The organism is Vibrio sp. McD22-P3, assembly GCF_021568915.1.
In the GTDB taxonomy this organism is placed as follows: Bacteria; Pseudomonadota; Gammaproteobacteria; order Enterobacterales; family Vibrionaceae; genus Vibrio; species Vibrio mediterranei.
On the sequence record NZ_JAKGTN010000005.1, the window covers coordinates 1 to 21,108 of the forward strand.

Here is a 21,108-nt window from a genome sequence, read left to right on the forward strand (position 1 = left end):
AAAGCTTTCATTATCTGTGCGTTTTTAAGGTTTAACGCGTGTTGGATACGACGTAAAATTTCGTTGTTAGTCACTAGGGATTCCTAAAATGAGTTCTAAGGGTGAATAAAAATCCATCAGTTACATGCGATCTGTGGGTGTCTTGATTCAATAGCGTAGTTGACGGTGACTCTAACAGAGAACGCGTTTCTTCGGTAGGTAAAAAAGGAAATAAGACGGCCTATTCGAACTAGTTGGCTAAGTTGGTAACACCCCACTTTCATAGACCCTATGCTGATTAGAAGAAGTAGATCAAACCACCTTATTGTGATTTGCAAGGTTGAGCGTTACTGGCAAGGAATGGGGCAAAGCCTAGCTAGGAGGCAGTTTGATAAAAAAGTGCCGTATGTAAACTTCCGCCACATGAAGCCTCTGGACAAAAGTGCGTCAGTGAAATTACTAAATTAGCAACTCACGGGTAACTTTATCTATCTTAAATAGCAGGACCGTGCCGTTTCAGAGTGTGTTGTTCGGTCGTTAAACACTATCCAAACTATCTGTCTCTCTGCTTTTTACTAAGGTGATTATTGGTATGTCTCAATTCGACTACCATCAATGACATACGCTGTATCTGCTAGCTCCGAGCTGCTGCTTTCTGTTCTGAGCATACCGACTACGTAAACCACATCCCAGATTTCAGATATTGCCACACCCTCTTTAAATCTCACTCGAATAATTTGGTTCGGTGGCGGTGGTGGAATATGAATACAGGCTCCAAAATAAGGCACCAGCAAGAAATCTGTCACCAGCTCATTATCCCCCTCAAGCGGTATGACGAATCCGGCTATTTTGACCTCAGTTCCATCGAGTTCTTGGCGCACCGTGTGTGCTTGAGATTGTAGTGCCGCTCCACCAGTGTGCTCGGTAATTAAATTCTTGGTCGGAATATTTCTTTCTTGCTCTGGTATCAAATCTATCCAATGCAGTCTTTGTACATCTGTTTCAATGTCAGCAAGCGCAGTTTGTGGAGGTAAGATGGTTAACATCAAAAATATTAGACTTAAGAGTGTTTTTAACTGTTTCATATCGTTCACTATTCTTGTTAACGTCAACACTCCGTTGTCAATTTCCATCCCTATGTCGAATATATTTTTAAACTAAATCATCGCTCAAAATATAATTCAGCATTGTAGTCAATCACTTACTCAAGTTGTTTACCTGCCAATATTCGAATAAAGACAAATCAACAAGCAAACAACTCAGGTAAAATTAAAATCAGTTGTGTTGTAGCTAATACTTTGAAAGTGAGTTTTTATATATTTTCCCATCTTTCATAATTAGCACAAAGTTCTTATCTGCATTGGCAACCAATTTAATATCCTCTAAAGGGTTACCATCAACCAAAACAAGGTCGGCTAACGCACCTTCTTTTATTACACCTAACTCACCAGGATAGGGATCACGAGGCCCACTGAGTTTGAGAAGCTGAGCGTTATCATGCGTCGCCATTTTTAAGATTTCCCAAGGTTCAAACCAAGGTGTTAGCTTAGTTAAGAATTTACCTTGTTTGTTGGCGAGTGATGGGTCGAACAGCATGTCGGTACCAAATGCAATCGGCACCCCGTATTTTTTAGCAAGCTCGATACCTCGTGCTGTACCTTTGGTCACTAACTTAAACTTCGCTTCTTGAAAAGAACCAGGAGGAAAAGGGATTGCATCTTCATCATCGAAGATTGGCTGCATACTCAACCAAGCGCCCTTTTCTGCCATCATCTTAAAAGTTTCTTCTGAGAGAAGGTTGCCGTGTTCGATACTCTTAACACCTGCTCTTAATGCGGTTTGTGCTCCTTTGTTAGTGAACACATGCACCATGACATAAGTATTCCAACTTTCTGCTACGTCAACCGCAGCCTTGAATTCTTCGTAAGTGTATTCAGCAACATCAATCGGGTCATAGCTTGAAGATACCCCGCCACCAGCAGCCAGTTTTATTTGGGTAGCACCAAGTCTCAACTGCTCTCGTACTCTCTTCGTCACTTCAGGCACGCCGTCGGCGACGATAGCAAGACTGTTGCGCTCTAAATAGTTTAATGGGTCAGTGCTATTGGCTGGCACATCATAACGTCCACGATAATCAAAGTGTCCTGCGGTCTGACTGATTGGGCCACCTGATGGATAAACTCTCGGTCCATTGATTAAACCTTTATCACTCGCTTGTTTGATAGCAAAAGGGTTTCCTCCTGCATCCCTAATTGTTGTAAACCCTCTCATTAAAGTCTTATTTGCACCATCAGAAGCAATGAGGGTCAAGTATCCAAAATCCGAGTTCATGAGCTCACTCATAGAAGCATTGGCGAACATCGTATGCCAATGAGCATCAATTAGACCCGGTATTAGTGTTTTACCCTTAGCATTAATGACGGTGGCATCTTCAGGGACAGATACCGTTTTACCAATCGATGTAATTTTATTTTCTTCCACTAGTACGCTAACGCCTTTTTGGAGATTTTTGTTTTCACCATCAAATACGTTTGCATTTGTTATTACTGTCGATGCAGCTTCTACTCCTATAGATACCGCAAGTAAAGATAAGCTAAAGCAGAATTTAGCCATTTTAGTTCTTTTTGAATTTATCATAATACGATTCTCTATCGAAAAAATAATGTCCAACAAGGTAATTTGGTGTCGTTACTAAATTAAGTCAGTAGAAGTAGCTCTATAACTAAACTATAAATCCGATCTATAAACCATTTATTATTACCCGCTTTCAATGGTATTCATTATAGTTAAGACACTTAACATAAAAAGGTCACTTTGCGCCAAAGTGACTTATAATGAATACTGAATGACAATAAATTTTCCTAGTGATTCCGTTGAGTACTTTGATAAACGTTAAGTTCACAAAATGGTAGAGAGATACGAAAATGGAAAATCTTAAAATTGCTCGAAGCACGATTTTTTATCCAGTTTATCAAGCACTTTACGATTTCAATGTAAACGTTGCAGCAAAATTGAATTACTCTCGAGTAAACCAAGATACTTCTAGCAGTGATGATTCTTGGGTACTTATCGATGAATTGGTCGCAATCTTACAAGAACTCCCCCATGAGAAGCGTCTCGACATCCTTATTCAAGCGAGCAAGGCTTTTGATATTTCCCTAATCACAGATGAGCTGAACGAAGAGAACAGACCAAGCACACTTGGCCAAGCCTTAAACGTGCTGCTTCCAAAAATCCCCTACATAACATCCCAAGCGAAGACCTGGTTAAGCTATGGAAAAGATCGCAAATGGTATCTTTGCCACGACAGTGGTTACTCAAACAAAAGTATTGGTAAAGCAGACTTTGATATCTATAGAAACCTGCAACTTATCTCTTTTTGCAAACTCTATTTAGGCGTGGACTGGGAGCCTGATTTTATATGGGTCACAGGGAAAATTTCGCATTCGCTAATCCAATCGAGATTGAAGATTCAAGTTATCGATGGGCATTCTTTTTCTGGGTTTTCTATCCCACTCTCTGAAGAGATAGAACCAACTAGCGACGACAGCGATTGGTCTCTAAGCAAATCAATTTCATTGGTTCTCGACAACTATCTGCTTGTAGAAAATATGTCTATACATTCTTTCTCGCGGCTTATCGGCATGAGTTCGAGAACTTTGCAAAGGCGATTGCATTCCGAGAAGGTTTCTTTCAGGGATCTTTTGTTAGACTCTCGACTCAATCATGCCATAAAGCTTTACAACGCAACCCCTATATTAAACAACGAAGACATCGCCTTTCGTTGCGGGTATACCGATGCATCAAACTTTAGAAGAGCGTTTAAAAAACGCTTTGGAGTATCATTTAAGCACTATATCAACGACAAAAGTTAACTTTTAGATTTCTAAGCTAAGCCCTGTCTGTAATGCCGTCTCCCTATTAATCTTTGATAGCAGCCAATACTTCCGAAATGTTAAGTATAAGCTTTTACACTACCCAGACTTGACAACAGCTAGTTAGGCAAACAATGCCCCATAATGGCAAAAGAACAAGCTATCGCGATTGATATTCCCCTGCTTCCATAGACACTTGATTAGTATTACGAAAAGTAAGTCAAATGATGCTTCGCTGGGGCCTGTTTTCAATACGTTGAAACAAAGAGAGAATAAGGATTGCATTGGCTGATCTGCCACATGGATGTTGGTGAAGTTCTCGACTGCTACAAGACCTCGATAGCCATCACGACCACAGTAATCATATGTTTCCTCCGCTATTTCCGGAAAGTCAGCTTCTCCAACAAACTCCTCTTTTGACTGTTCGTCATTTAAGCCCAAAGGGGCCACATAGTTAGCTTTGCCGGTTTCAAACATTTTCTGTTTAGAATCGTTTGCAGCTGCAATCATTTGATGGACGGTTGCTTTCACTGTCCACTGGAATGCATCCGCTGCCATCTGCCTGAAACAAGCACCATCTGAATATCGAGCAGAGAACATTCGTCATTAATCGGAATTTTGGATGACGAATGTCATAAGGTAGATACGAAACACGAAAAGGGACATAAACTCGTTAATCTTTCACAAAACCACGATAGGTGATTGGCTGATATAGCTGCAAAGCACTAAGAATTCTTTATTGTTTCCATCTATTATCAACAAAATCTATAAAGTATTTCCTTAACAAGGTGACTTGTCGCAGAGTCCGGCTAACATTACAGTGACCAAATCGATTGGGCAGTTTGTTGTTATGTGCCAGTCCATGACAAGAATTTATCTGTTGTTATTCAGATAAAAATCTATTGAATAACTAGGAGCTTAGAATGAGCAAAGTGATCTTAATTACTGGAGCAACCGATGGTATTGGGTTAGCAACTGCCAAGGATTTAATAAAGCTAAATCATACAGTTATCATTCACGGTCGAACGCCAGCCAAAGTTTCAGACGTCGTTGATCAGTTACTGGAATTGAATTCAGATGCGAAAGTAGAAACGATCATTGCTGATTTATCTGATCTCAACCAAATAAACAAAATGGCTGATGAGGTTTCTCAGCGATTCTCTCAAATCGATGTCCTCATTAATAATGCCGGCGTATTTACAGCCCCCGCAACTAAGACTGAAGATAATCTCGACATTCGTTTTATCGTCAATACTATTGCCCCTTATCGTCTTACACAGGCTTTAATTCCATTGCTTGCTGCTAACGGACGTGTGGTTAACTTATCTTCGGCAGCACAAGCCACTGTCAACTTGGATGCATTGCGAGGAAACAAGCCACTCGGTGATTCAGATGCATACGCGCAAAGTAAACTCGCTCTTACTATGTGGTCTCGCGCGTTGGGATTACGCTATGAGCAAACAGGACCAATGATTGTGTCTGTTAATCCGAAGTCATTTTTGGGAAGTAAAATGGTGAAAGATGCATATGGTATTGCAGGAAATGACTTAGCTCTCGGTGCTGATATTCTAGTTCGAGCATCGCTGTCCGATGAATTCGCGCATGCACATGGCAAGTATTTTGATAATGATTTAGAAAGCTTTGCCGCACCGCATCCTGATGCATTAAATGATACGAAAACTGAACAAATATTATCCGTTATTGAAATGTTATCTGCTAGATAGACTCATATAGGAATAAAAAGGTTAGCCAACAATATCGTGTCGAAAGGTTAACCTTTTCTATTATTAATAATCAGGATAGGCAGCAACTATAAAAATAGAGTAATAGACCTAGCCATTATCGCAATTCTTGACAAAACCATGACAAAACCTCGACTGTGGTAACCAACTGATTCCTATAACCTTCCCGCTCCGTTCAAACCCAAAATAAAAACTATGATTATATTTACCATTGATTCCTTTAAAGAGGTTTTTCATATTCATACCTCAATGAAGAATAACCAGTTTAGTACTCAATATTTCAACGATGGCAACAAGCTTCATAAGTTGAAAGGAATAAGTATTAAAAAAGACGTGTTTGATGTATCGGGAATGTACCATGAGGTTATTACTGGCTGCACATTTGAGTTTTACAGTCGATCTGACATCAAAGTTAAAATCGTCGAAGGCGAGTTTCACGTTGAAGACATAGAGCTTTCACGACAAGCCACGACAGATTATGGTGTCTGTACCTCAGCGTCTGAGTTCTGCTTTTAGCTAAACCATAAAAAAACTGACTAGCATGTGCTAGTCAGTTTAAACGTATTAAAGATGACTTCATCAGTTATTGAATCTGAGCACCTTGTTCTACCCATTCTCCAATTAACATACGTTCCTCATCTGTCATCTGAGTTAGATTACCTAACGGCATTACCTTCGTCGTCACGGTTTGCGCGACAATGCGTGGTACATTCACTTTGATCTCTTCAGGCGTATCCAGAATCACGCCAGCTGGAGCGGTTTGGAATGCAGCATGTGTTGGCGTTGCAGAGTGACATACCGAACAGCGCTCTTGAATGACATCATTAATTTGTGCAAAGGCAATTGTGCCATCATCTGCTTGAGCCGCAATATCGGCTGAGGCTTGCATGTCTGCATGATGATCACCAGCTTCAACCACAGGTGCTTTTGCGACAGGGGCAGCTGGTTTATTGGCATAAGGCGATGTAACAAAGGCTAGCGTTACCATACCCAAAGCAGCAGCAGGTATTGTCCATGCGAACTTCTGGCTACCATGACGTGTATTAAAGTAGTGACGAACCAAGATACTAAATACTGATAGCGCAGCCAAAATTGCCCAGTTGTATTCAGAACCATATGTGCTTGGGAAATGGTTGCTGATCATGATGAACAACACTGGCAAAGTCAGATAGTTATTGTGTCGTGAACGTAACAGGCCTTTTGCTGGCAATGTAGGGTCCGGCTCTTGATTGTTTTCAATCGCTTTCACTAAAGCACGTTGCGCAGGCATGATGACGAAGAACACGTTACCAACCATGATGGTACCAATGATAGCGCCTACGTGGATGTAAGCACCACGTCCACTGAACACCTGCGACAAACCATAGGCTGCACCTACCAACCCTAGGAACAACACGATACCTAACAGTACCGGCGTTTTGCCCAAAGGCGAGTTACACAGTAGGTTGTAGATTACCCAACCAGAGATAAGCGCAGCAATACCGATCATAATCGCTGTTGTTGAGTCGATGCCCGAACCTGGAGCTACTAGATAGATTTCAGCATTGAGGTAATACACTACGCCCAATAGCAGTACACCCGTAATCCAAGTAAAGTAAGCTTCCCACTTAAACCAGTGAAGGTTTTCTGGCATTTTTGGTGGTGCCAGTTTGTATTTCTCAAGATGGTAAATACCACCGCCGTGAATCGCCCACAAATCGCCAGATAGGCCGTCTCTAGGGTTAGTACGGTTGAGATTGTTCTCAAGCCAAACGAAGTAGAAAGACGCTCCAATCCATGCGATACCTACAATCATATGGGCCCAACGAATCATCAGGTTGAGCCATTCTGTCATGTGCGGATCCATAACACACTCCTCAAAAGCAGCTTAGACAGTCGCTTGCTGCTTGTCCTTATCTTGTTTCGTCTTATCGATGTCTTTCGGTAAATCCTTCAAGTCCAACTGTACAAAGTTCTCTTCAAAGAACACTTCATCACAGTTATGCCCTTCCCCAGCTCTATCGACGATCAGAAATTTATCTTGGTCGGTCAGAGCCAAAACAGGATGGTGCCAAACACCTTTGTGATAGTTGACGCCCTGACGACCGTTACTAAAGAAAGCTCGGCAATCAGTCAACGAAGGATCGTCGCCTTTTGGTGCGACAACGATAAGATACGGTTGACCAAGCAATGGTATAAACGCCTGTGACCCCAGCGGGTGTCGCTCTAACATCGAAATGGTGAGCGGATACTGAAGCGGGGTCGCTTGGAAGATACTCATGATCGCACGCCCCCCATGCTCTTCAACATCGGCTTCAGCTAGCTTATGGTAGCGACGAGTTGACCCATTATTGATCATAAAATAGTCACTACTTTCAACTTCAATCACATCACCAAACTGCGCAAATGCGGCCTTGGTGAGTGGCTCAATAGTTAGATGACGAATACCATTACTCATAAAAATTCCCTCTATTAAGTTTAGTCTGCTTTTGTACCAAATAGGCGTAAGCGACTAATACCACCATCAGGGAAAATGTTTAGTCTTACATGGGTAACTGGGCCAATCTCATTAACCTCAGAGACAAACTCGTGAATATCGTGCGCGTTTAGTTTTTGAGAAGGAAGTAGCTCCTTCCAAAACAAACTCTGAGTGGCGACTTGATCATCTGTTCCACCTTTCACGTAAGCGGCTTGAATTGAGCAGCTATCTGGATAGTTACCTTTGAAGTGCGCTGTATCAACAACAACTCGACCAACATTACCCGCATGTCCAAGTGCCACAATCACCCAGTCGTTACCCGGTGTTCTGCGTCGAGCGGTCTCCCAACCATCACCCATGTTTTCACCACGACCAGGGCCAAGGATATTTGACTTGTTACCATAGTGCTCATCACTACAAGCCAACGCACGACCACCATTTTCTACGGCCGCCAAGTCAACTTGTTGCAACTCGTCGATAGCATTCCAATCTACACTAGGGCTTCCGTAGACACGAAGACGCGCTACACCACCGTCTGGATAGATGTTAAGACGAACATGGGTATATACTTTGTCGCTGTCAATTTCGTTTAGATGGTGCTTGTCACCTTCTAGACTTTGTGATGGTAGAATTTCTTCCCAGCCTTCCGCATGAGTGGGATCAGCATCTGGGCTATAAATCGCGTCAACAGACGCTGACGGAGGGAAGTTACCTGTGAAAAATGAGGTATCGATATCAAGGCCTGCAATCGTTCCTGCTAAACCGAGCTTAACCACACAGAAGTCATAACCTTCGCCACGTTTACGGCGGCTTTCCCAGCCGTCCATCCATTTGCCATTGTCATCATAAAGGTCGTCTTTCCACTCTGGTGCTTCTCGACGAAGTAAACGACTCTTGTCAGCAAAAAAGTCATCGGTAGCGTATAGCGCTTCTGCGCCTAGTTTGTCATCTGCAAGGTTGATGTATTGTTCAATATTCAAAGACATTTCCTGTCATCCAGTTCAATTAATCCAATTAATAATAAAATGAGTACCTGCTTGCTCGTCGCCATTATCGGCCTCTACCGACGCGCTCATTGCTTAGATTTTCCAGCTTAGGCTTTCGAGCTTAGGTTAATAAAAGAGATAGTCGCCTTTCCTTTGACTTACATATCTCTCAAGCGAAATAACGCTATCTTGTTGATTTCGTTAAGCGCAGTAGCAAACTCAGTTTCACTATCATTGCCTAATCGCATCTCGAACGATTCAAGAATTTGGTAACGATTGGCCCCTTTAACCGCCATGATAAAGGGAAAGTTGAAGCGATTTTTGTAGCTGTTGTTGTAAGTAGTAAATTTGGCAAATTCCTCTTCGGAGCACTGGTCAATACCAGCACCAGCCTGCTCGGCTGTAGATGCCGCGGTAAGTTCTCCATTGACCGCTGCTCTACCGGCTAAATCTGGGTGAGCGTTGATCAAGTCGAGTTGTTTTTGCTCAGACGCATTAAGCAGCGTCATCGACATTTTCAAATGTAAACTTTCTATATGGTTGTCATCTGCATCCAGTCCAGCGTCAAAAACGGACTCAGCCACCCAAGGACTGTGCTCATAAATGTCAGCAAAGCTTGAGACAAACTCATCACGTACCATAGTTGTCGGTGTGCATGATTTGAATTGTGTCATTATTGAGCTCCTTGCTGTTCATCGGGTTGATATGGGTGGTGTTCATGCCAGTGTTTGGCAATATCGATGCGGCGACATAGCCACACATCTTCATGTTGACTGACGTAATCTAAAAAGCGTTTTAGCGAGGCGATACGTCCCGGACGTCCAATTAATCGGCAATGTAAGCCTACAGACATCATTTTTGGTGCAGTTTCACCTTCTTCATACAGAGTATCGAAGGTATCTTTTAGGTATTGGAAGAACTGCTCACCGGAGTTGAATCCTTGGGCGGTAGCAAATCTCATATCATTTACGTCAAGCGTGTACGGTATAACTAACTGAGGTCTCCCCACCTCTGTGTGCCAGTAAGGAAGATCATCATCATAGGCATCAGAGTCGTAAAGGAATCCGCCTTCTTCTGCCACAATACGTCGTGTATTTGGACCGGTTCTTCCGGTATACCAACCAAGCGGACGTTCACCCGTCACCTGCTTAATAATCTCTATCGCCTTGATCATATGATCGCGCTCTTGCGATTCATCAGTATATTGGTAGTCGATCCAACGATAGCCGTGACTGCATATCTCATGCCCCGCTTCTTTCATTGCCACAGCGACTTCAGGATAGCGCTCAACCGCCATCGCAACCGCGAAAATGGTTAGTGGAATATCATACTGCTCGAACAACCTAAGCACACGCCATACACCTGCACGGCTTCCGTATTCGTAAATCGATTCCATACTGATGTGACGCTCACCTTTTATTGGCATAGCACCCGGAATTTCCGATAGGAATGATTCCGATTCATCATCTCCGTGCAGTAAGCAACGCTCACCGCCTTCTTCATAATTCAATACAAAGGAAACCGCGATTCGTGCGTTATTTGGCCACTTAGGGTGAGGGGGATTCGCTCCGTAGCCGATGAGATTGCGCGAATAATCCTTATTCATCCACAGACTCCTTCTTGGTTCTTTTCTGCACTCTCTTTGGAGTGCGCTTTTACTCTTTGGTTTACTTAATTGTATACAATAATTTATCTCAATGTAAAGATTTTGTTTATCAAATTACATTTTGAAAACATAATGCTATTTTTCAACAAGTTATAATTGAATGATTTTTAACCATCACCATTTTAGTGCATGTTCCGCCCATATTTAGCACTGTTTTGATGCAACATTTTCATAACATAAACCTTTACTAATGGCGTAAATTGTGTACATATTAATATCAATAGAATTAAACAGACCTGATTTTTGTATACAGAATTACAAGATGACATTAAAGGAGCGTGTGTAAGCACGAAGCAATTATGGGACGACTAACAACGCATGTACTAGACACCGCAAATGGTGTACCTGGGTCAGAGATCCAAGTGGATCTTTTCCGTATTGAAGGTGAAGAAAGTCAGTTTATTAAGAGCGTAATGACGAACTTCGATGGCCGAACTGATTCTCCTATTCTTGAAGGCGATGATTTTGTCGCTGGAAAATATCAACTCATTTTTCATGTCGCTCCTTACTTTGAGCGTAAAGGTGTCGAGCTAGACCAAGTTCCTTTCCTTGACGATATCGTAATTCGCTTTGGATTGAATGATGAGGATGCGCATTATCATGTGCCTCTGCTCGCCTCCCCTTACAGTTTTTCAACCTACAGAGGCAGTTGATCGCTGTAGCAACCTTCTCCTAGCAAGTGCAAGACAACAACAGGCAGCCTTGCACTTCTAAGAGCTCGCTCTTTTGCGAAAGAGCAATAAGTAAATTGGAATGAACCTACTCTCTTTGGAGAATGGCACTAGTGCTGGAGTGACTCTGCAGCAAGGTGTCATGGGTACTGCTGTTTTCAATTTAAGGAAAAGCAACAAACTTTATACCCAATTTCTACATTAAGGGTATTGTGTAAAGGACTTACTCAAATGAATGAAAGCAAAGCAGAAGTGCTCAACGAATCGGCTGGAAATGGCGTGCTTGAACGCTTTTTCAAGATAAAGCAACACGGTTCGAGCGTTAAAAATGAGCTCGTCGGAGGTGTAACGACCTTTGCTACTATGGCGTACATTATTTTCGTCAACCCAAGCATTATGGCGGCCTCTGGAATGGATCAGGGAGCGGTCTTCGTCGCCACCTGTATTGGTGCAGCCATTGGCTGTTTACTCATGGGGCTGTTTGCTAACTGGCCCGTTGGACTCGCGCCCGGTATGGGTCTTAACGCTTTCTTCTCTTTCACTGTCGTCAGTGAAATGGGATACAGCTGGGAAGTGGCACTCGGAGCGGTATTTATCTCCGGTATTCTCTTTGTCGGTATGAGCTTCTATAAGATACGACAGTGGATCATTGAGAGTATTCCTGAAAGTTTACGTTATTCGATGACGGCAGGTGTCGGTCTCTTCTTGGGTCTTATCGGCCTGAAAACCGCAGGTATTGTTGTTGAAAACCCAGCAACGTTGGTCTCTCTAGGTGACTTCACTAAACCAGATGCGCTTTTGGCTGCTATTGCCTTCTTGATCATTGCGGTGCTCAGTGAGCGTCGCGTGTTCGGTGCGGTATTAATCGGTATTCTGAGCGTTACTATTGTTGGCATGATGTTGGGTCTTGTTCAATACAATGGCTTCTTCTCTGCACCACCAAGCATTGCCCCAACCTTTATGGCGATGGACATTTCAGGCGCACTTAACGTTTCTATGGTCAGTGTGATTCTTGCTTTCCTTTTTGTGAACATGTTCGACACAGCAGGTACGCTAATGGGTGTCGCTGAGCGAGCTCACCTAATCAACAAAGAAACAGGCAAAATTGAAGGGCTAAGCAAGGCACTTAAAGCCGATAGTATTTCTAGTGTTGCTGGTGCATGTGTGGGTTGTCCACCAGTGACCAGTTATGTAGAAAGTGCCGCAGGTGTAGCTGCAGGCGCTAGAACTGGTCTATCCGCGATTGTCGTTGCCGCTCTTTTCCTAGCAGCAATTTTCCTTTCTCCATTAGCCGGTATGATTCCTTCTTATGCTACAGCTGGCGCTCTTATTTATGTCGCGTTCGTCATGATGAGTAGTATGCAGCATGTTGATTGGAAAGACTTTACCAATGGTGCTCCAGCAGCCATAACAGCGCTAATGATGCCACTTACTTTCTCTATCGCTAATGGTATAGCTCTTGGTTTTATCACTTACACCGTTCTTAAAGTAGCAACGGGCAAAACCAAAGATGTCTCTATTTCAATGTACCTATTAAGCGCCATTTTCGTTGCCAAACTGGTATTCATTGGCTAACCCAAAATCAAGCGGTAATCGTGCCTTAACGGTTACCGCTTGTTTTTAACCCTGCCGTTTAGGTCAGCACAAAGGACGAGCAGGATTACTATCACTACGCAGTTTGTAGAAGTCACCATGTCACCACCAAGGAAGAGTCGATTCATCGCTCTCTAAAGGAATAAGTATGAAACTTCTGTACACCCTGAACCAAAAACCGCCTCACGGCATGACCTTTTTACTGGCCGTCCAACATATGCTGGCCTCTATTGGTGGTATCGTCGCTGTACCATTAATTGTTGGCGCTTCCATTGGCCTACCTAACAACGAAATTGTCTCCCTCATTAACGCCGCCTTACTGGCATCTGGTATCGTCACCATCGCACAATGTGTCGGTTTCGGCCCTATCGGAATTAAGCTACCAGTTGTTATGGGTTCAAGCTTTGCCTTTCTTGGTGTTGCCATCTCCATAGGTAAAGATTCTGGCGTATCCGGCATTATGGGTGCAGCGTTGGTTGGCTCGTTTGTCGTCATATTAGCTAGCTTCTATATGGACAAAGTTCGTAAGCTCTTCCCAACTGTTGTAAGTGGAGTCGTGGTCACCCTAATCGGGCTCACCATACTCCCCGTTGCCATGAACTGGGTCGGAGACGCCCCCGCCGTTAGCAGTGAATTTGCTACCTTGCCTAAGCTGTTTCTTGCCGCTGTGTCACTTGGTATTGTGATTGCGGTATCGGTTTATTGTAAAGGTGCGGTTGCGGCTTCAGCTATTGTTATCGGCCTTGCCGGTGGTTACATCGTAGCGCTGTCCATGGGAATGGTTGATCTCGACCAAATAAGCACCGCTGAATGGGTAGGTGGTCCAGAACCGTTTAAATATGGTCTTACGTTCTCAGCCAGCGCCATTGTTAGTATGAGTTTGGTTTATATAGTTGTCATCGCCGAAGCGACTGGTGACTTTATGGCACTCGCAAACAACTGTCACACCAAGATTGATGGTAAAGACCTTAAGCGCGGATTGCTTGGCGATGGTTTGGGCAGCACACTTGCGTCATGCTTAACAGCTATGCCACTGGCATCATTCAGTCAAAACGTAGGTATTGTTGGCATTACAGGTGTTGCAAGCCGTTACGTTGTTGCAGCAACGGGTGGACTGCTCATCTTGGGTGGTTTGTTCCCGAAACTGGCAGCGATTGCAGTAACGATTCCAAAACCGGTGTTAGGCGGTGTGGGTTTTGTCATGTTTGGCATGATAGCTTACGCGGGCATTCGCATGCTTATTAAAGCAGCTGACACTAAACGGAATGCTCTTGTCATCTGCGTTGGTTTAGCATCAGGATTGGCAGTCACGTTTGAGCCACGCTTACTTCAACATTTCCCTCATGAACTTTCAAACTTCCTTCACTCAGGGATTACAACTGGTACGATCGTCACGGTACTTTTGCATCAGTTCTTGCCAAAATCAAGCAAGCACGAAGAGCAAGAAGCACACGAAGAAAGCCGTGCTATGGTTAAGCAAGAGATTCATGAACTTCAGCAACAAGAAGAAAACCAAGAAATATCACAGACAGAGCTGTCTGCAAAAGGTAATAATTAAGAACAGCTAACAATCAGTGGCTATAACTGTCGTGCTCTAAGACATGGCTTAATCAATGACATAGAGCACCTTACATCAACTAAAAACTAAAAAAGACCCTCTTCCCTGAAAAGGCTGAGATGGCTAAGGATTACTATGAATGGAAACCGTATGGATTAAGAATCCACTTGCTATTTACACTGGCACTACAGAAGACGCTGGCGGCGGTATCGTTGTACAAGGCAGTCGAATTGTCGAGCTAGTAGCAAGCAACCAAGAACCCACCACAACCATAACGGCGGTTATCGACGCATCACAACATGTCGTCACTCCAGGGCTCGTGAATGCCCACCATCATTTTTATCAAACGCTAACTAGAGCTTACCCCGATGCGCTCAACAAAGAGCTGTTTCATTGGCTAAAAAGCTTGTATCCAGTATGGGCAAATCTCGACGAAGAGATGATGAGTGTCGCTACAGAATTGGCACTTGTTGAGCTATTGCTCTCTGGCTGTACGACAGCCTCGGATCACCACTATTTAATCCCGACTGGTCTTGAACATGCGATAGATTTGCAAGTTGAAGCCGCGCAAAAGCTCGGAATAAGAGCCATATTTACTCGCGGTTCGATGAGTTTAGGGGAAGATGATGGCGGACTACCACCGCGTCACACAATACAAACTGAACAGACCATCGTTGATGACAGCTTGCGCTTGATCAATAGCTATCATCAACGTGAAGATGGAGCGATGACTCAAATCGCGCTCGCACCTTGTTCGCCATTTTCTGTGACCACTGATTTAATGAAAGAAACGGCACGAATCGCCAAAAATGAATCGGTGATGACACATACGCATCTCTGCGAAACATTGGACGAAGAAGATTTCTGTCTTGAGAAGTTTGGTATGCGTCCGGTAGATTACCTTGAGGACGTAGGTTGGCTTAATGAGCGCACTTGGTTAGCTCACGGTATCCATTTTAACAGTGAAGAGATTCGCAGACTTGGTAAAGCAGAGGTAGGAATAAGTCACTGCCCTACTTCTAATATGATGTTAGCTTCCGGTATCTGTAAAAATAACGAGCTTGAGAAAGCTGGCGTGAAAGTAGGCTTGGGGGTAGACGGTTCCGCTTCCAACGACGGTTCAAACCTAATAGCTGAGGTTCGTATGGCGATGTATTTGCAGCGCCTTCGCTATGGCTCTAACAACGTGACGCACTTTGACGCGCTTCGCTGGGCAACGTCAGGATCAGCACGCGCTATGGGGCGCACAGATATAGGCGAACTCGCCGTCGGCAAACAAGCAGATATTGCCATGTTTAAGCTCGATGACATTCGCTTCTCTGGCAGCCACGATCCACTCGCTGCTCTACTATTGTGCGGAGCTCAACAGGCAGACCGTGTGATGGTGGCTGGTCAATGGCGAGTTCACGATGGTGCTGTTATGGGCGTGGATATGCCACAGCTCATTGAGCGACATAAAGCCGCCGCACTTCGCTTAAGACAAGCAGCATTAAGTATGTAGCTTATTCATTGAGTTATCACGATAGCAAAGGGTCTCACTATTAGTGAGACCCTTTTTATTCACATCAATAACTTCTAACGAGATGTGATGCGTTAAATTTCTTGCATCAACTGAATATAGTTACCGCAGGTATCATCAAGTACTGCAATCATCACAGTGCCTGTTTCTCTTGGCGCAATGGAGAACTCAACACCAAGGGCAGACATTCTTTCGTATTCCGCAGTAATATCGTCAACAACAAACGACGTCCAAGGGATACCTGCCTCTTTAAGAGATTGTTGATACAACTTGGCAGGTTCAAATGCCATGGGTTCAAGTAGTAGTTCAACACCCGATTGTTCCTGTGGAGATACTACGGTTAACCATTTGTGCTCACCTACAGGTACTTCCGTCTTCTTCACAAAGCCCAACATGTTGGTGTAGAAGTCTAATGCTTTGTCCTGATCGTTGACAGGAACACTCGTTAAAGCAATTTTAATCATTCATATTTACCTTAGACGTAATGGAATAACTAAAAGATAGCCAAGAAGTCATAGGAAAACTTATTCTAGATTGCTTTTATTGCGCTTTTGAAACTCCCTTGGTGAATAACCCGTACACTTTTTAAACACCGAGGAAAACGTCGCTACGCTTTCGTACCCCACTTCAAAGCAGGTATAGGTAATCTGGTGCCCCTCTCGCAACAGTGCTTTCGCTTTGGCGATGCGCATATCCCTGAGATAGCTTCGAGGTGTGACACCATAGAGCTTTTTAAAGAGGCGTACATAGTGAAAGCGCGACATCAACGCCGCTTTAGCTAAGTCGTTCAACTCAATATTCTCTGAGTGAAACTTTTCCATGAAGGCTTTGGATTGGCGAATGAGTAAATACTGCTTGGCCTTTATGGGAGATTCACTGTAGAGACGGTCAATCTCTTGTTCATAGAATGTTTTGTTAGAAGGTGCCACTTGGACTCTGTCCCTTTCCAAAATACTCATCAAAGTCTAACACACGACTTGGTCTTAATTGCTAGGCAAACAAATCTCAATCGGTATGATTTATGAGTACGAGCAAGTGTGTATAATCGTCGGCAGACTCTTGCTGTCAGCATGAGAAAGACAGCGAACTAAAATGGATGGAAGATGAAATTACAAACTATCGATAAGCAGTTATACCGTTCTCGTTTAAACATCGTCATAATCGCTTGTATCGCGACCTTAGCAATTTCAAGTTTAGCGATTTCACAAACCCTGATTTATCTCTTCCCTTCTCCTTCTGGCTCTCACTTTCACTGGAACCTTCTAGGCGTAATAATTAGCGCTATTGGGCTTGTTATTGTTCTTCTGAAGCTAAAAGCCCAACCCAAGATGAAAGAGGTCGTTTACGTTTGGGAACTGAAACAAGCACTGAACCTCATTTATCGCAAAAATCGCAAGCTGCTAGCTGCCGCCGAACAAGGCAACGCTGATGCGATGTTAGCCCTGCAGTTCAGCTATGAAGGGTCGCGCCAACTTTGGCAGCTTGATGACAACACTATCACCATAAGTAGCTTAAGCACTGCACAGGAAAACCTTGACGAGTGGATACAAAAGTACGGTGTGACAATTAATGTCAGCGACTACGACTCAGCAATATTGAAGCAATTTTAATATTCATTAAGCCACATAAAAATATCACCATCAATTGAACATCGCCTTTAAATAATATATTTAATAGGCGATACTTTCTAAAGAAACACTCTGTTTCAATAACAAACAAATCCTCAGACTTTTATTACCCCCATAAACCAGTGCCAACCAACTAACACACCGGTCACTTTGAAATATAATCTAACCAATTAATACACAATGACCAACATATTAAATAACTCATTGATTTATATATGACATACTTAATTTTACTTTAAGCTAACCTTCAAGTAACATCTATTTTTATTTATCCACTTCATTGGCTCTTTGAAAGTAAACCCAACCCAGTACCCACAAAGAAACTATGGGATATATTAGTTTCAATATTAAAAGTTCCGTTAATTAGTTTCTAGCTGTGTGACTGTTTGTATCAATAGATTTCTGGCACATTGATATAACGAACTTATATAACTATATTCACAAACCATAATAACTATATAAATATTTGTGCACTGGTTAATAACCTTTGTTGAAGTCAAAGTCGTTATAATACTCAAGGAAATCTCATGATTGAAATCCATTGGTCGGTCGCGCTCGCAATGAGCTTTTGCAGCTTTCTAGGCATACTAAGAGTGTATGGAAGGCGTGTTGATCGATTTATGAAGCGTGTCTCTGCTCAGATGTTAAAAATTCTCAATGGCTCGATGAAAGCCTCTAACTATGCTCAACAGCGAACAGAAACAGAGTTGTATCAAATTGGTAGTCAGGAACGCAAATACGAATTTGGTGACTATATTCGCCAGCAAACCACCCGAAATAAAGACCTTTAGCATATCTATTAGACACAGCTGCTTCTATTCCGCTCTATATCGATGGAGCAGCTGTACGTCACCTCTACCTTGTAAAAGTGCACTTATACGCGACTCTTAACACCACAACCTTGTATAACTAACTTGGTGAGAAACGTCGCCGCTTGCTCATAATCTGCATCGTCTAATTCGGGTTTATCCAGCACACTGCAAATCTGCCAATTAAAGTCAGCGTAGGTCTGAGTCGCAGACCAAATCGCAAACATAAGATGATGCGGTGGTACTTCATCCATAAAGCCTTGTTTCGACCAAGTAGCAAACTTGGAAATGATCATCTGCGATTGTTCAAACAGCTTGTCTCGAATGGATTCTGGCAACACCTTTGCCCCGGACATTACTTCACTAGCGAACACACGAGAAGCATGAGGATAATCACGGGAAATCGTCAGTTTGGTACGAATGTATTGAGTCAACGCTTCGACGGGATCATCTAACTGTTCGATAGGTAATGACGCAGCAAGCAATGGCTGAGTGACGGTTTCGAGCACGGCATAGTAAAGTTTGTCTTTGGAGCTAAAGTAGTAAAAGACGTTAGGCTTGGGAATATCTGCCGCTTTTGCTATATCGGCCATCTTGGTGGCAGCGTAACCATGCATAGCAAACTGTTCACTGGCAACCTCGATAATAAGGTCTTGGTTCTTTCGTCTGATTCGCGACATACTCTTCCCTGCTCTCATGTGCTACTTAGTTAATCTTAATGAAAACAAAGAATAAGTCCAAAACTTATGGGGAATACTGAGAGGTAAAAAATCCCAAAACCGATACAAACAGCGCCTGTTAATGTTGAAGTTAGAAGCCCTTTAACTCCAATAACTGCCTGCACGATTTCGGGAACGCGTATAAAAGGAGACAAAACTACGCGATTTATGCGGAAATCATGGCCCTAAGTAATCATTATTCGTTACGGATTGAATGATTAGAGCGAGCCTCTATTGCTTTAATTAGTGCAGAGTGGTCCCAGTTTTCACCACCTAAGTCGGCACACTCACCAAACAGTGCTTGCGCGTTTTCAGTGTTGGGTAACGCGACTTCAAGTTCTTGAGCTCCAGTTAGCGCAAGGTTTAGATCTTTTTGGTGAAGCGCAATCTTAAAGCCAGGGTCAAATGTGCCTTCTACCATACGCTCGCCATGCACTTCTAAAATCTTAGAACTTGCAAAGCCTCCCAATAGCGCCTGTCTCACACGCGCTGGATCCGCACCGGCTTTCGATGCAAAAACAAGGGCTTCCGACACTGCCTCAATATTAAGTGCAACAATGATTTGGTTAGCGACTTTACATGTTTGGCCTGCGCCACTGTCACCAACAAGCGTGATGTTTTTGCCTAGTTTCTCAAACAGTGGGCGAGCTTGATCAAATGCTTCTTGGTCGCCGCCTACCATAATGCTCAGTGTTGCATTAACAGCCCCCACTTCACCACCTGACACCGGAGCATCTAGATACTGTGCACCACTTTCTTTAATGCGTTTAGCAAATGACTTAGTCGCGATTGGCGAAATTGAACTCATATCAATCACTAACTTATGAGACGTGCTTGCCGCTAACCCCTCTTCCACTCCGCTTGCTCCGAACAATACGTCTTCAACTTGTGGTGTATTTGGCACCATTAGAATGATAACGTCGGCGAGCTCAGTCGCTTCTTTCGGTGAGTGACATACTGTTGCGCCGCGAGTAACCAGTTCAGCCGGTGGAGCATTGAAGTGATCCGACAATACCAATTCGTAACCTGCCGCTTGCAGGTTTTTAGCCATTGGCTGACCCATAATTCCGGTACCGATGAATGCAATTTTCATGATGTGTTCTCCTTAACGTATCGAATTATTGAAAAGCGTTTAACCAAGAAAGACCTTCTTCAGTGGTCGTCTTCGGTTTGTATTCACAGCCCACCCAACCTTGGTAGCCCATTGCGTCAAGTTCTCTCAATACAAAGTCATAATTGATTTCACCGGTACCTGGCTCATGACGCCCCGGGTTGTCAGCCAATTGAATGTGAGAAATTTGCGATAAGTTATTGGTGATGGTCGGAATTAAGTCGCCTTCCATAATTTGCATGTGATAGATGTCGTATTGAACCGATAGGTTCGCACTACCGACTTCTTCAATAATGGATTTCGCTTGTTCTGTGGTGTTCAAGAAGAAGCCTGGAATATCACGTGTATTAATCGCTTCAATCACCAACTTGATGCCTGCCGCTTCCAGTTGCTGAGCAGCATAACGAAGGTTGATTACGAACGTCGTTCTCGCGTCTTGCTCAGTCACACTTGCCGGAACAATGCCTGCCAAGCAGTTGATTTGCTTACAGCCCAGAGTCTGGGCGTAGCTTATCGCTTGGCTCACCCCTTGTTGGAACTCTTCGATGCGACTTGGGTCGACCGCAATACCACGATCTCCCGCATTCCAGTCACCAGCAGGAAGGTTAAACAAAACCTGCTCTAGATTATTGTCATCCAACACCGACTTAATAGTTTCTGCTGTGAAATCGTAAGGAAACAGATACTCTACTCCGTGAAACCCTGCATTAGCCGCTTTTTCAAATCGACTCAGAAAGTCAACTTCATTAAACAGCATCGATAGGTTAGCTGCGAATTTTGGCATAATTTTCTCC

22 protein-coding genes and 1 pseudogene are annotated in these 21,108 nt (G+C 43.4%); 9 read left to right on the forward strand and 14 right to left on the reverse strand.

Annotated features, from left to right (window positions below):
* The 3 genes and pseudogenes from L2W36_RS06975 to L2W36_RS06985 form a co-directional block, all read right to left on the reverse strand.
* Nucleotides 1-74: pseudogene (locus L2W36_RS06975) on the reverse strand (DUF1456 family protein); the annotation flags it as partial.
* 489 nt (nucleotides 75-563) lie between these two features.
* Entirely contained in the window at nucleotides 564-1,064 is a 501-nt protein-coding gene (locus L2W36_RS06980) for a DUF3299 domain-containing protein (protein ID WP_443088381.1), read from the reverse strand.
* Between the two features lie 205 nt (nucleotides 1,065-1,269).
* Nucleotides 1,270-2,592 carry a metal-dependent hydrolase family protein gene (locus tag L2W36_RS06985; RefSeq protein WP_236109663.1) on the reverse strand — a complete coding sequence of 441 codons (1,323 nt, stop codon included), beginning with the start codon at nucleotides 2,590-2,592 and terminating at the stop codon, nucleotides 1,270-1,272.
* A gap of 311 nt (nucleotides 2,593-2,903) precedes the next feature.
* Here L2W36_RS06985 and L2W36_RS06990 point away from each other — a divergent pair, with 311 nt between their 5' ends.
* Nucleotides 2,904-3,854, forward strand: a complete 951-nt coding sequence (locus tag L2W36_RS06990) for an AraC family transcriptional regulator (protein ID WP_236109664.1) — start codon at nucleotides 2,904-2,906, stop codon at nucleotides 3,852-3,854.
* 123 nt (nucleotides 3,855-3,977) lie between these two features.
* On the opposite strand, the gene L2W36_RS06995 is transcribed toward L2W36_RS06990, so the two are convergent.
* Nucleotides 3,978-4,454, reverse strand: a complete 477-nt coding sequence (locus L2W36_RS06995) for a hypothetical protein (protein WP_236109665.1) — start codon at nucleotides 4,452-4,454, stop codon at nucleotides 3,978-3,980.
* 323 nt (nucleotides 4,455-4,777) lie between these two features.
* Here L2W36_RS06995 and L2W36_RS07000 point away from each other — a divergent pair, with 323 nt between their 5' ends.
* Together L2W36_RS07000 and L2W36_RS07005 are read left to right on the forward strand one after the other, a co-directional pair.
* The gene (locus L2W36_RS07000; RefSeq protein WP_236109666.1) at nucleotides 4,778-5,578 is read left to right on the forward strand and encodes an SDR family NAD(P)-dependent oxidoreductase; all 801 of its coding nucleotides are present in this window, start codon (nucleotides 4,778-4,780) and stop codon (nucleotides 5,576-5,578) included.
* A 213-nt stretch (nucleotides 5,579-5,791) separates the two neighbouring features.
* A complete protein-coding gene (locus tag L2W36_RS07005; protein ID WP_236109667.1) occupies nucleotides 5,792-6,112 on the forward strand; it encodes a hypothetical protein in 321 nt (106 codons plus the stop codon).
* 67 nt (nucleotides 6,113-6,179) lie between these two features.
* On the opposite strand, the gene L2W36_RS07010 is transcribed toward L2W36_RS07005, so the two are convergent.
* The 5 genes from L2W36_RS07010 to puuE form a co-directional block, all read right to left on the reverse strand.
* Nucleotides 6,180-7,442 (reverse strand): urate hydroxylase PuuD, encoded by a 1,263-nt coding sequence (locus L2W36_RS07010; RefSeq protein ID WP_062460126.1) that lies wholly within the window; start codon nucleotides 7,440-7,442, stop codon nucleotides 6,180-6,182.
* 21 nt (nucleotides 7,443-7,463) lie between these two features.
* Entirely contained in the window at nucleotides 7,464-8,033 is a 570-nt protein-coding gene (locus L2W36_RS07015) for an ureidoglycolate lyase (protein ID WP_236109668.1), read from the reverse strand.
* 20 nt (nucleotides 8,034-8,053) lie between these two features.
* Nucleotides 8,054-9,040, reverse strand: coding sequence for an allantoicase (gene alc, locus L2W36_RS07020; RefSeq protein WP_006070609.1), 987 nt, complete (start codon nucleotides 9,038-9,040; stop codon nucleotides 8,054-8,056).
* 158 nt (nucleotides 9,041-9,198) lie between these two features.
* On the reverse strand, nucleotides 9,199-9,714 hold the full coding sequence (gene uraD, locus L2W36_RS07025; RefSeq protein ID WP_006070608.1) for a 2-oxo-4-hydroxy-4-carboxy-5-ureidoimidazoline decarboxylase: 516 nt from the start codon (nucleotides 9,712-9,714) through the stop codon (nucleotides 9,199-9,201).
* The gene (gene puuE, locus L2W36_RS07030) at nucleotides 9,714-10,646 is read right to left on the reverse strand and encodes an allantoinase PuuE (RefSeq protein WP_236109669.1); all 933 of its coding nucleotides are present in this window, start codon (nucleotides 10,644-10,646) and stop codon (nucleotides 9,714-9,716) included. The genes uraD and puuE overlap by 1 nt, the downstream gene beginning before the upstream one ends.
* 359 nt (nucleotides 10,647-11,005) lie before the next feature.
* Here puuE and uraH point away from each other — a divergent pair, with 359 nt between their 5' ends.
* The 4 genes from uraH to L2W36_RS07050 all read left to right on the forward strand — a co-directional run bounded on the left by uraH (nucleotide 11,006) and on the right by L2W36_RS07050 (nucleotide 16,029).
* On the forward strand, nucleotides 11,006-11,359 hold the full coding sequence (uraH, locus tag L2W36_RS07035; RefSeq protein WP_006070606.1) for a hydroxyisourate hydrolase: 354 nt from the start codon (nucleotides 11,006-11,008) through the stop codon (nucleotides 11,357-11,359).
* A 249-nt stretch (nucleotides 11,360-11,608) separates the two neighbouring features.
* On the forward strand, nucleotides 11,609-12,952 hold the full coding sequence (locus L2W36_RS07040) for an NCS2 family permease (protein WP_006070605.1): 1,344 nt from the start codon (nucleotides 11,609-11,611) through the stop codon (nucleotides 12,950-12,952).
* Nucleotides 12,953-13,118: 166 nt separating this feature from the next.
* Complete coding sequence (locus L2W36_RS07045; RefSeq protein ID WP_236109670.1) at nucleotides 13,119-14,528, forward strand: nucleobase:cation symporter-2 family protein; 1,410 nt, start codon at nucleotides 13,119-13,121, stop codon at nucleotides 14,526-14,528.
* Between the two features lie 139 nt (nucleotides 14,529-14,667).
* Nucleotides 14,668-16,029, forward strand: coding sequence for an 8-oxoguanine deaminase (locus L2W36_RS07050; RefSeq protein ID WP_096441266.1), 1,362 nt, complete (start codon nucleotides 14,668-14,670; stop codon nucleotides 16,027-16,029).
* A gap of 92 nt (nucleotides 16,030-16,121) precedes the next feature.
* Here the strand turns inward: L2W36_RS07050 and L2W36_RS07055 are convergent, their stop codons facing one another.
* The gene (locus L2W36_RS07055; RefSeq protein ID WP_236109671.1) at nucleotides 16,122-16,511 is read right to left on the reverse strand and encodes a VOC family protein; all 390 of its coding nucleotides are present in this window, start codon (nucleotides 16,509-16,511) and stop codon (nucleotides 16,122-16,124) included.
* A 60-nt stretch (nucleotides 16,512-16,571) separates the two neighbouring features.
* Nucleotides 16,572-16,976: a helix-turn-helix transcriptional regulator gene (locus L2W36_RS07060; protein WP_236109672.1), complete on the reverse strand. Its 405-nt coding sequence runs from the start codon at nucleotides 16,974-16,976 to the stop codon at nucleotides 16,572-16,574.
* Nucleotides 16,977-17,150: 174 nt separating this feature from the next.
* Here L2W36_RS07060 and L2W36_RS07065 point away from each other — a divergent pair, with 174 nt between their 5' ends.
* On the forward strand, nucleotides 17,151-17,657 hold the full coding sequence (locus L2W36_RS07065) for a DUF3087 domain-containing protein (RefSeq protein WP_236109673.1): 507 nt from the start codon (nucleotides 17,151-17,153) through the stop codon (nucleotides 17,655-17,657).
* A 545-nt stretch (nucleotides 17,658-18,202) separates the two neighbouring features.
* Nucleotides 18,203-18,466, forward strand: coding sequence for a hypothetical protein (locus L2W36_RS07070; protein ID WP_038228374.1), 264 nt, complete (start codon nucleotides 18,203-18,205; stop codon nucleotides 18,464-18,466).
* Between the two features lie 83 nt (nucleotides 18,467-18,549).
* Here L2W36_RS07070 and L2W36_RS07075 read toward each other — a convergent pair whose 3' ends face one another.
* The 3 genes from L2W36_RS07075 to hyi form a co-directional block, all read right to left on the reverse strand.
* Nucleotides 18,550-19,164, reverse strand: coding sequence for a TetR/AcrR family transcriptional regulator (locus L2W36_RS07075; RefSeq protein ID WP_038228372.1), 615 nt, complete (start codon nucleotides 19,162-19,164; stop codon nucleotides 18,550-18,552).
* A gap of 235 nt (nucleotides 19,165-19,399) precedes the next feature.
* A complete protein-coding gene (locus tag L2W36_RS07080; protein ID WP_172427839.1) occupies nucleotides 19,400-20,299 on the reverse strand; it encodes a 2-hydroxy-3-oxopropionate reductase in 900 nt (299 codons plus the stop codon).
* Between the two features lie 22 nt (nucleotides 20,300-20,321).
* Nucleotides 20,322-21,098 carry a hydroxypyruvate isomerase gene (gene hyi, locus L2W36_RS07085; RefSeq protein WP_038228368.1) on the reverse strand — a complete coding sequence of 259 codons (777 nt, stop codon included), beginning with the start codon at nucleotides 21,096-21,098 and terminating at the stop codon, nucleotides 20,322-20,324.
* Between the last annotated feature and the right edge of the window lie 10 nt (nucleotides 21,099-21,108).

Bases quoted from the DNA above. Each gene is read 5' to 3' on its own strand.
- L2W36_RS06980 (WP_443088381.1), bottom strand. From the start codon at position 1,064: ATGAAACAGTTAAAAACACTCTTAAGTCTAATATTTTTGATGTTAACC.
- L2W36_RS06985 (WP_236109663.1), bottom strand. From the start codon at position 2,592: ATGGCTAAATTCTGCTTTAGCTTATCTTTACTTGCGGTATCTATAGGA.
- L2W36_RS06990 (WP_236109664.1), top strand. From the start codon at position 2,904: ATGGAAAATCTTAAAATTGCTCGAAGCACGATTTTTTATCCAGTTTAT.
- L2W36_RS06995 (WP_236109665.1), bottom strand. From the start codon at position 4,454: ATGTTCTCTGCTCGATATTCAGATGGTGCTTGTTTCAGGCAGATGGCA.
- L2W36_RS07000 (WP_236109666.1), top strand. From the start codon at position 4,778: ATGAGCAAAGTGATCTTAATTACTGGAGCAACCGATGGTATTGGGTTA.
- L2W36_RS07005 (WP_236109667.1), top strand. From the start codon at position 5,792: ATGATTATATTTACCATTGATTCCTTTAAAGAGGTTTTTCATATTCAT.
- L2W36_RS07010 (WP_062460126.1), bottom strand. From the start codon at position 7,442: ATGGATCCGCACATGACAGAATGGCTCAACCTGATGATTCGTTGGGCC.
- L2W36_RS07015 (WP_236109668.1), bottom strand. From the start codon at position 8,033: ATGAGTAATGGTATTCGTCATCTAACTATTGAGCCACTCACCAAGGCC.
- alc (WP_006070609.1), bottom strand. From the start codon at position 9,040: ATGTCTTTGAATATTGAACAATACATCAACCTTGCAGATGACAAACTA.
- uraD (WP_006070608.1), bottom strand. From the start codon at position 9,714: ATGACACAATTCAAATCATGCACACCGACAACTATGGTACGTGATGAG.
- puuE (WP_236109669.1), bottom strand. From the start codon at position 10,646: ATGAATAAGGATTATTCGCGCAATCTCATCGGCTACGGAGCGAATCCC.
- uraH (WP_006070606.1), top strand. From the start codon at position 11,006: ATGGGACGACTAACAACGCATGTACTAGACACCGCAAATGGTGTACCT.
- L2W36_RS07040 (WP_006070605.1), top strand. From the start codon at position 11,609: ATGAATGAAAGCAAAGCAGAAGTGCTCAACGAATCGGCTGGAAATGGC.
- L2W36_RS07045 (WP_236109670.1), top strand. From the start codon at position 13,119: ATGAAACTTCTGTACACCCTGAACCAAAAACCGCCTCACGGCATGACC.
- L2W36_RS07050 (WP_096441266.1), top strand. From the start codon at position 14,668: ATGGAAACCGTATGGATTAAGAATCCACTTGCTATTTACACTGGCACT.
- L2W36_RS07055 (WP_236109671.1), bottom strand. From the start codon at position 16,511: ATGATTAAAATTGCTTTAACGAGTGTTCCTGTCAACGATCAGGACAAA.
- L2W36_RS07065 (WP_236109673.1), top strand. From the start codon at position 17,151: ATGAAATTACAAACTATCGATAAGCAGTTATACCGTTCTCGTTTAAAC.
- L2W36_RS07070 (WP_038228374.1), top strand. From the start codon at position 18,203: ATGATTGAAATCCATTGGTCGGTCGCGCTCGCAATGAGCTTTTGCAGC.
- L2W36_RS07075 (WP_038228372.1), bottom strand. From the start codon at position 19,164: ATGTCGCGAATCAGACGAAAGAACCAAGACCTTATTATCGAGGTTGCC.
- hyi (WP_038228368.1), bottom strand. From the start codon at position 21,098: ATGCCAAAATTCGCAGCTAACCTATCGATGCTGTTTAATGAAGTTGAC.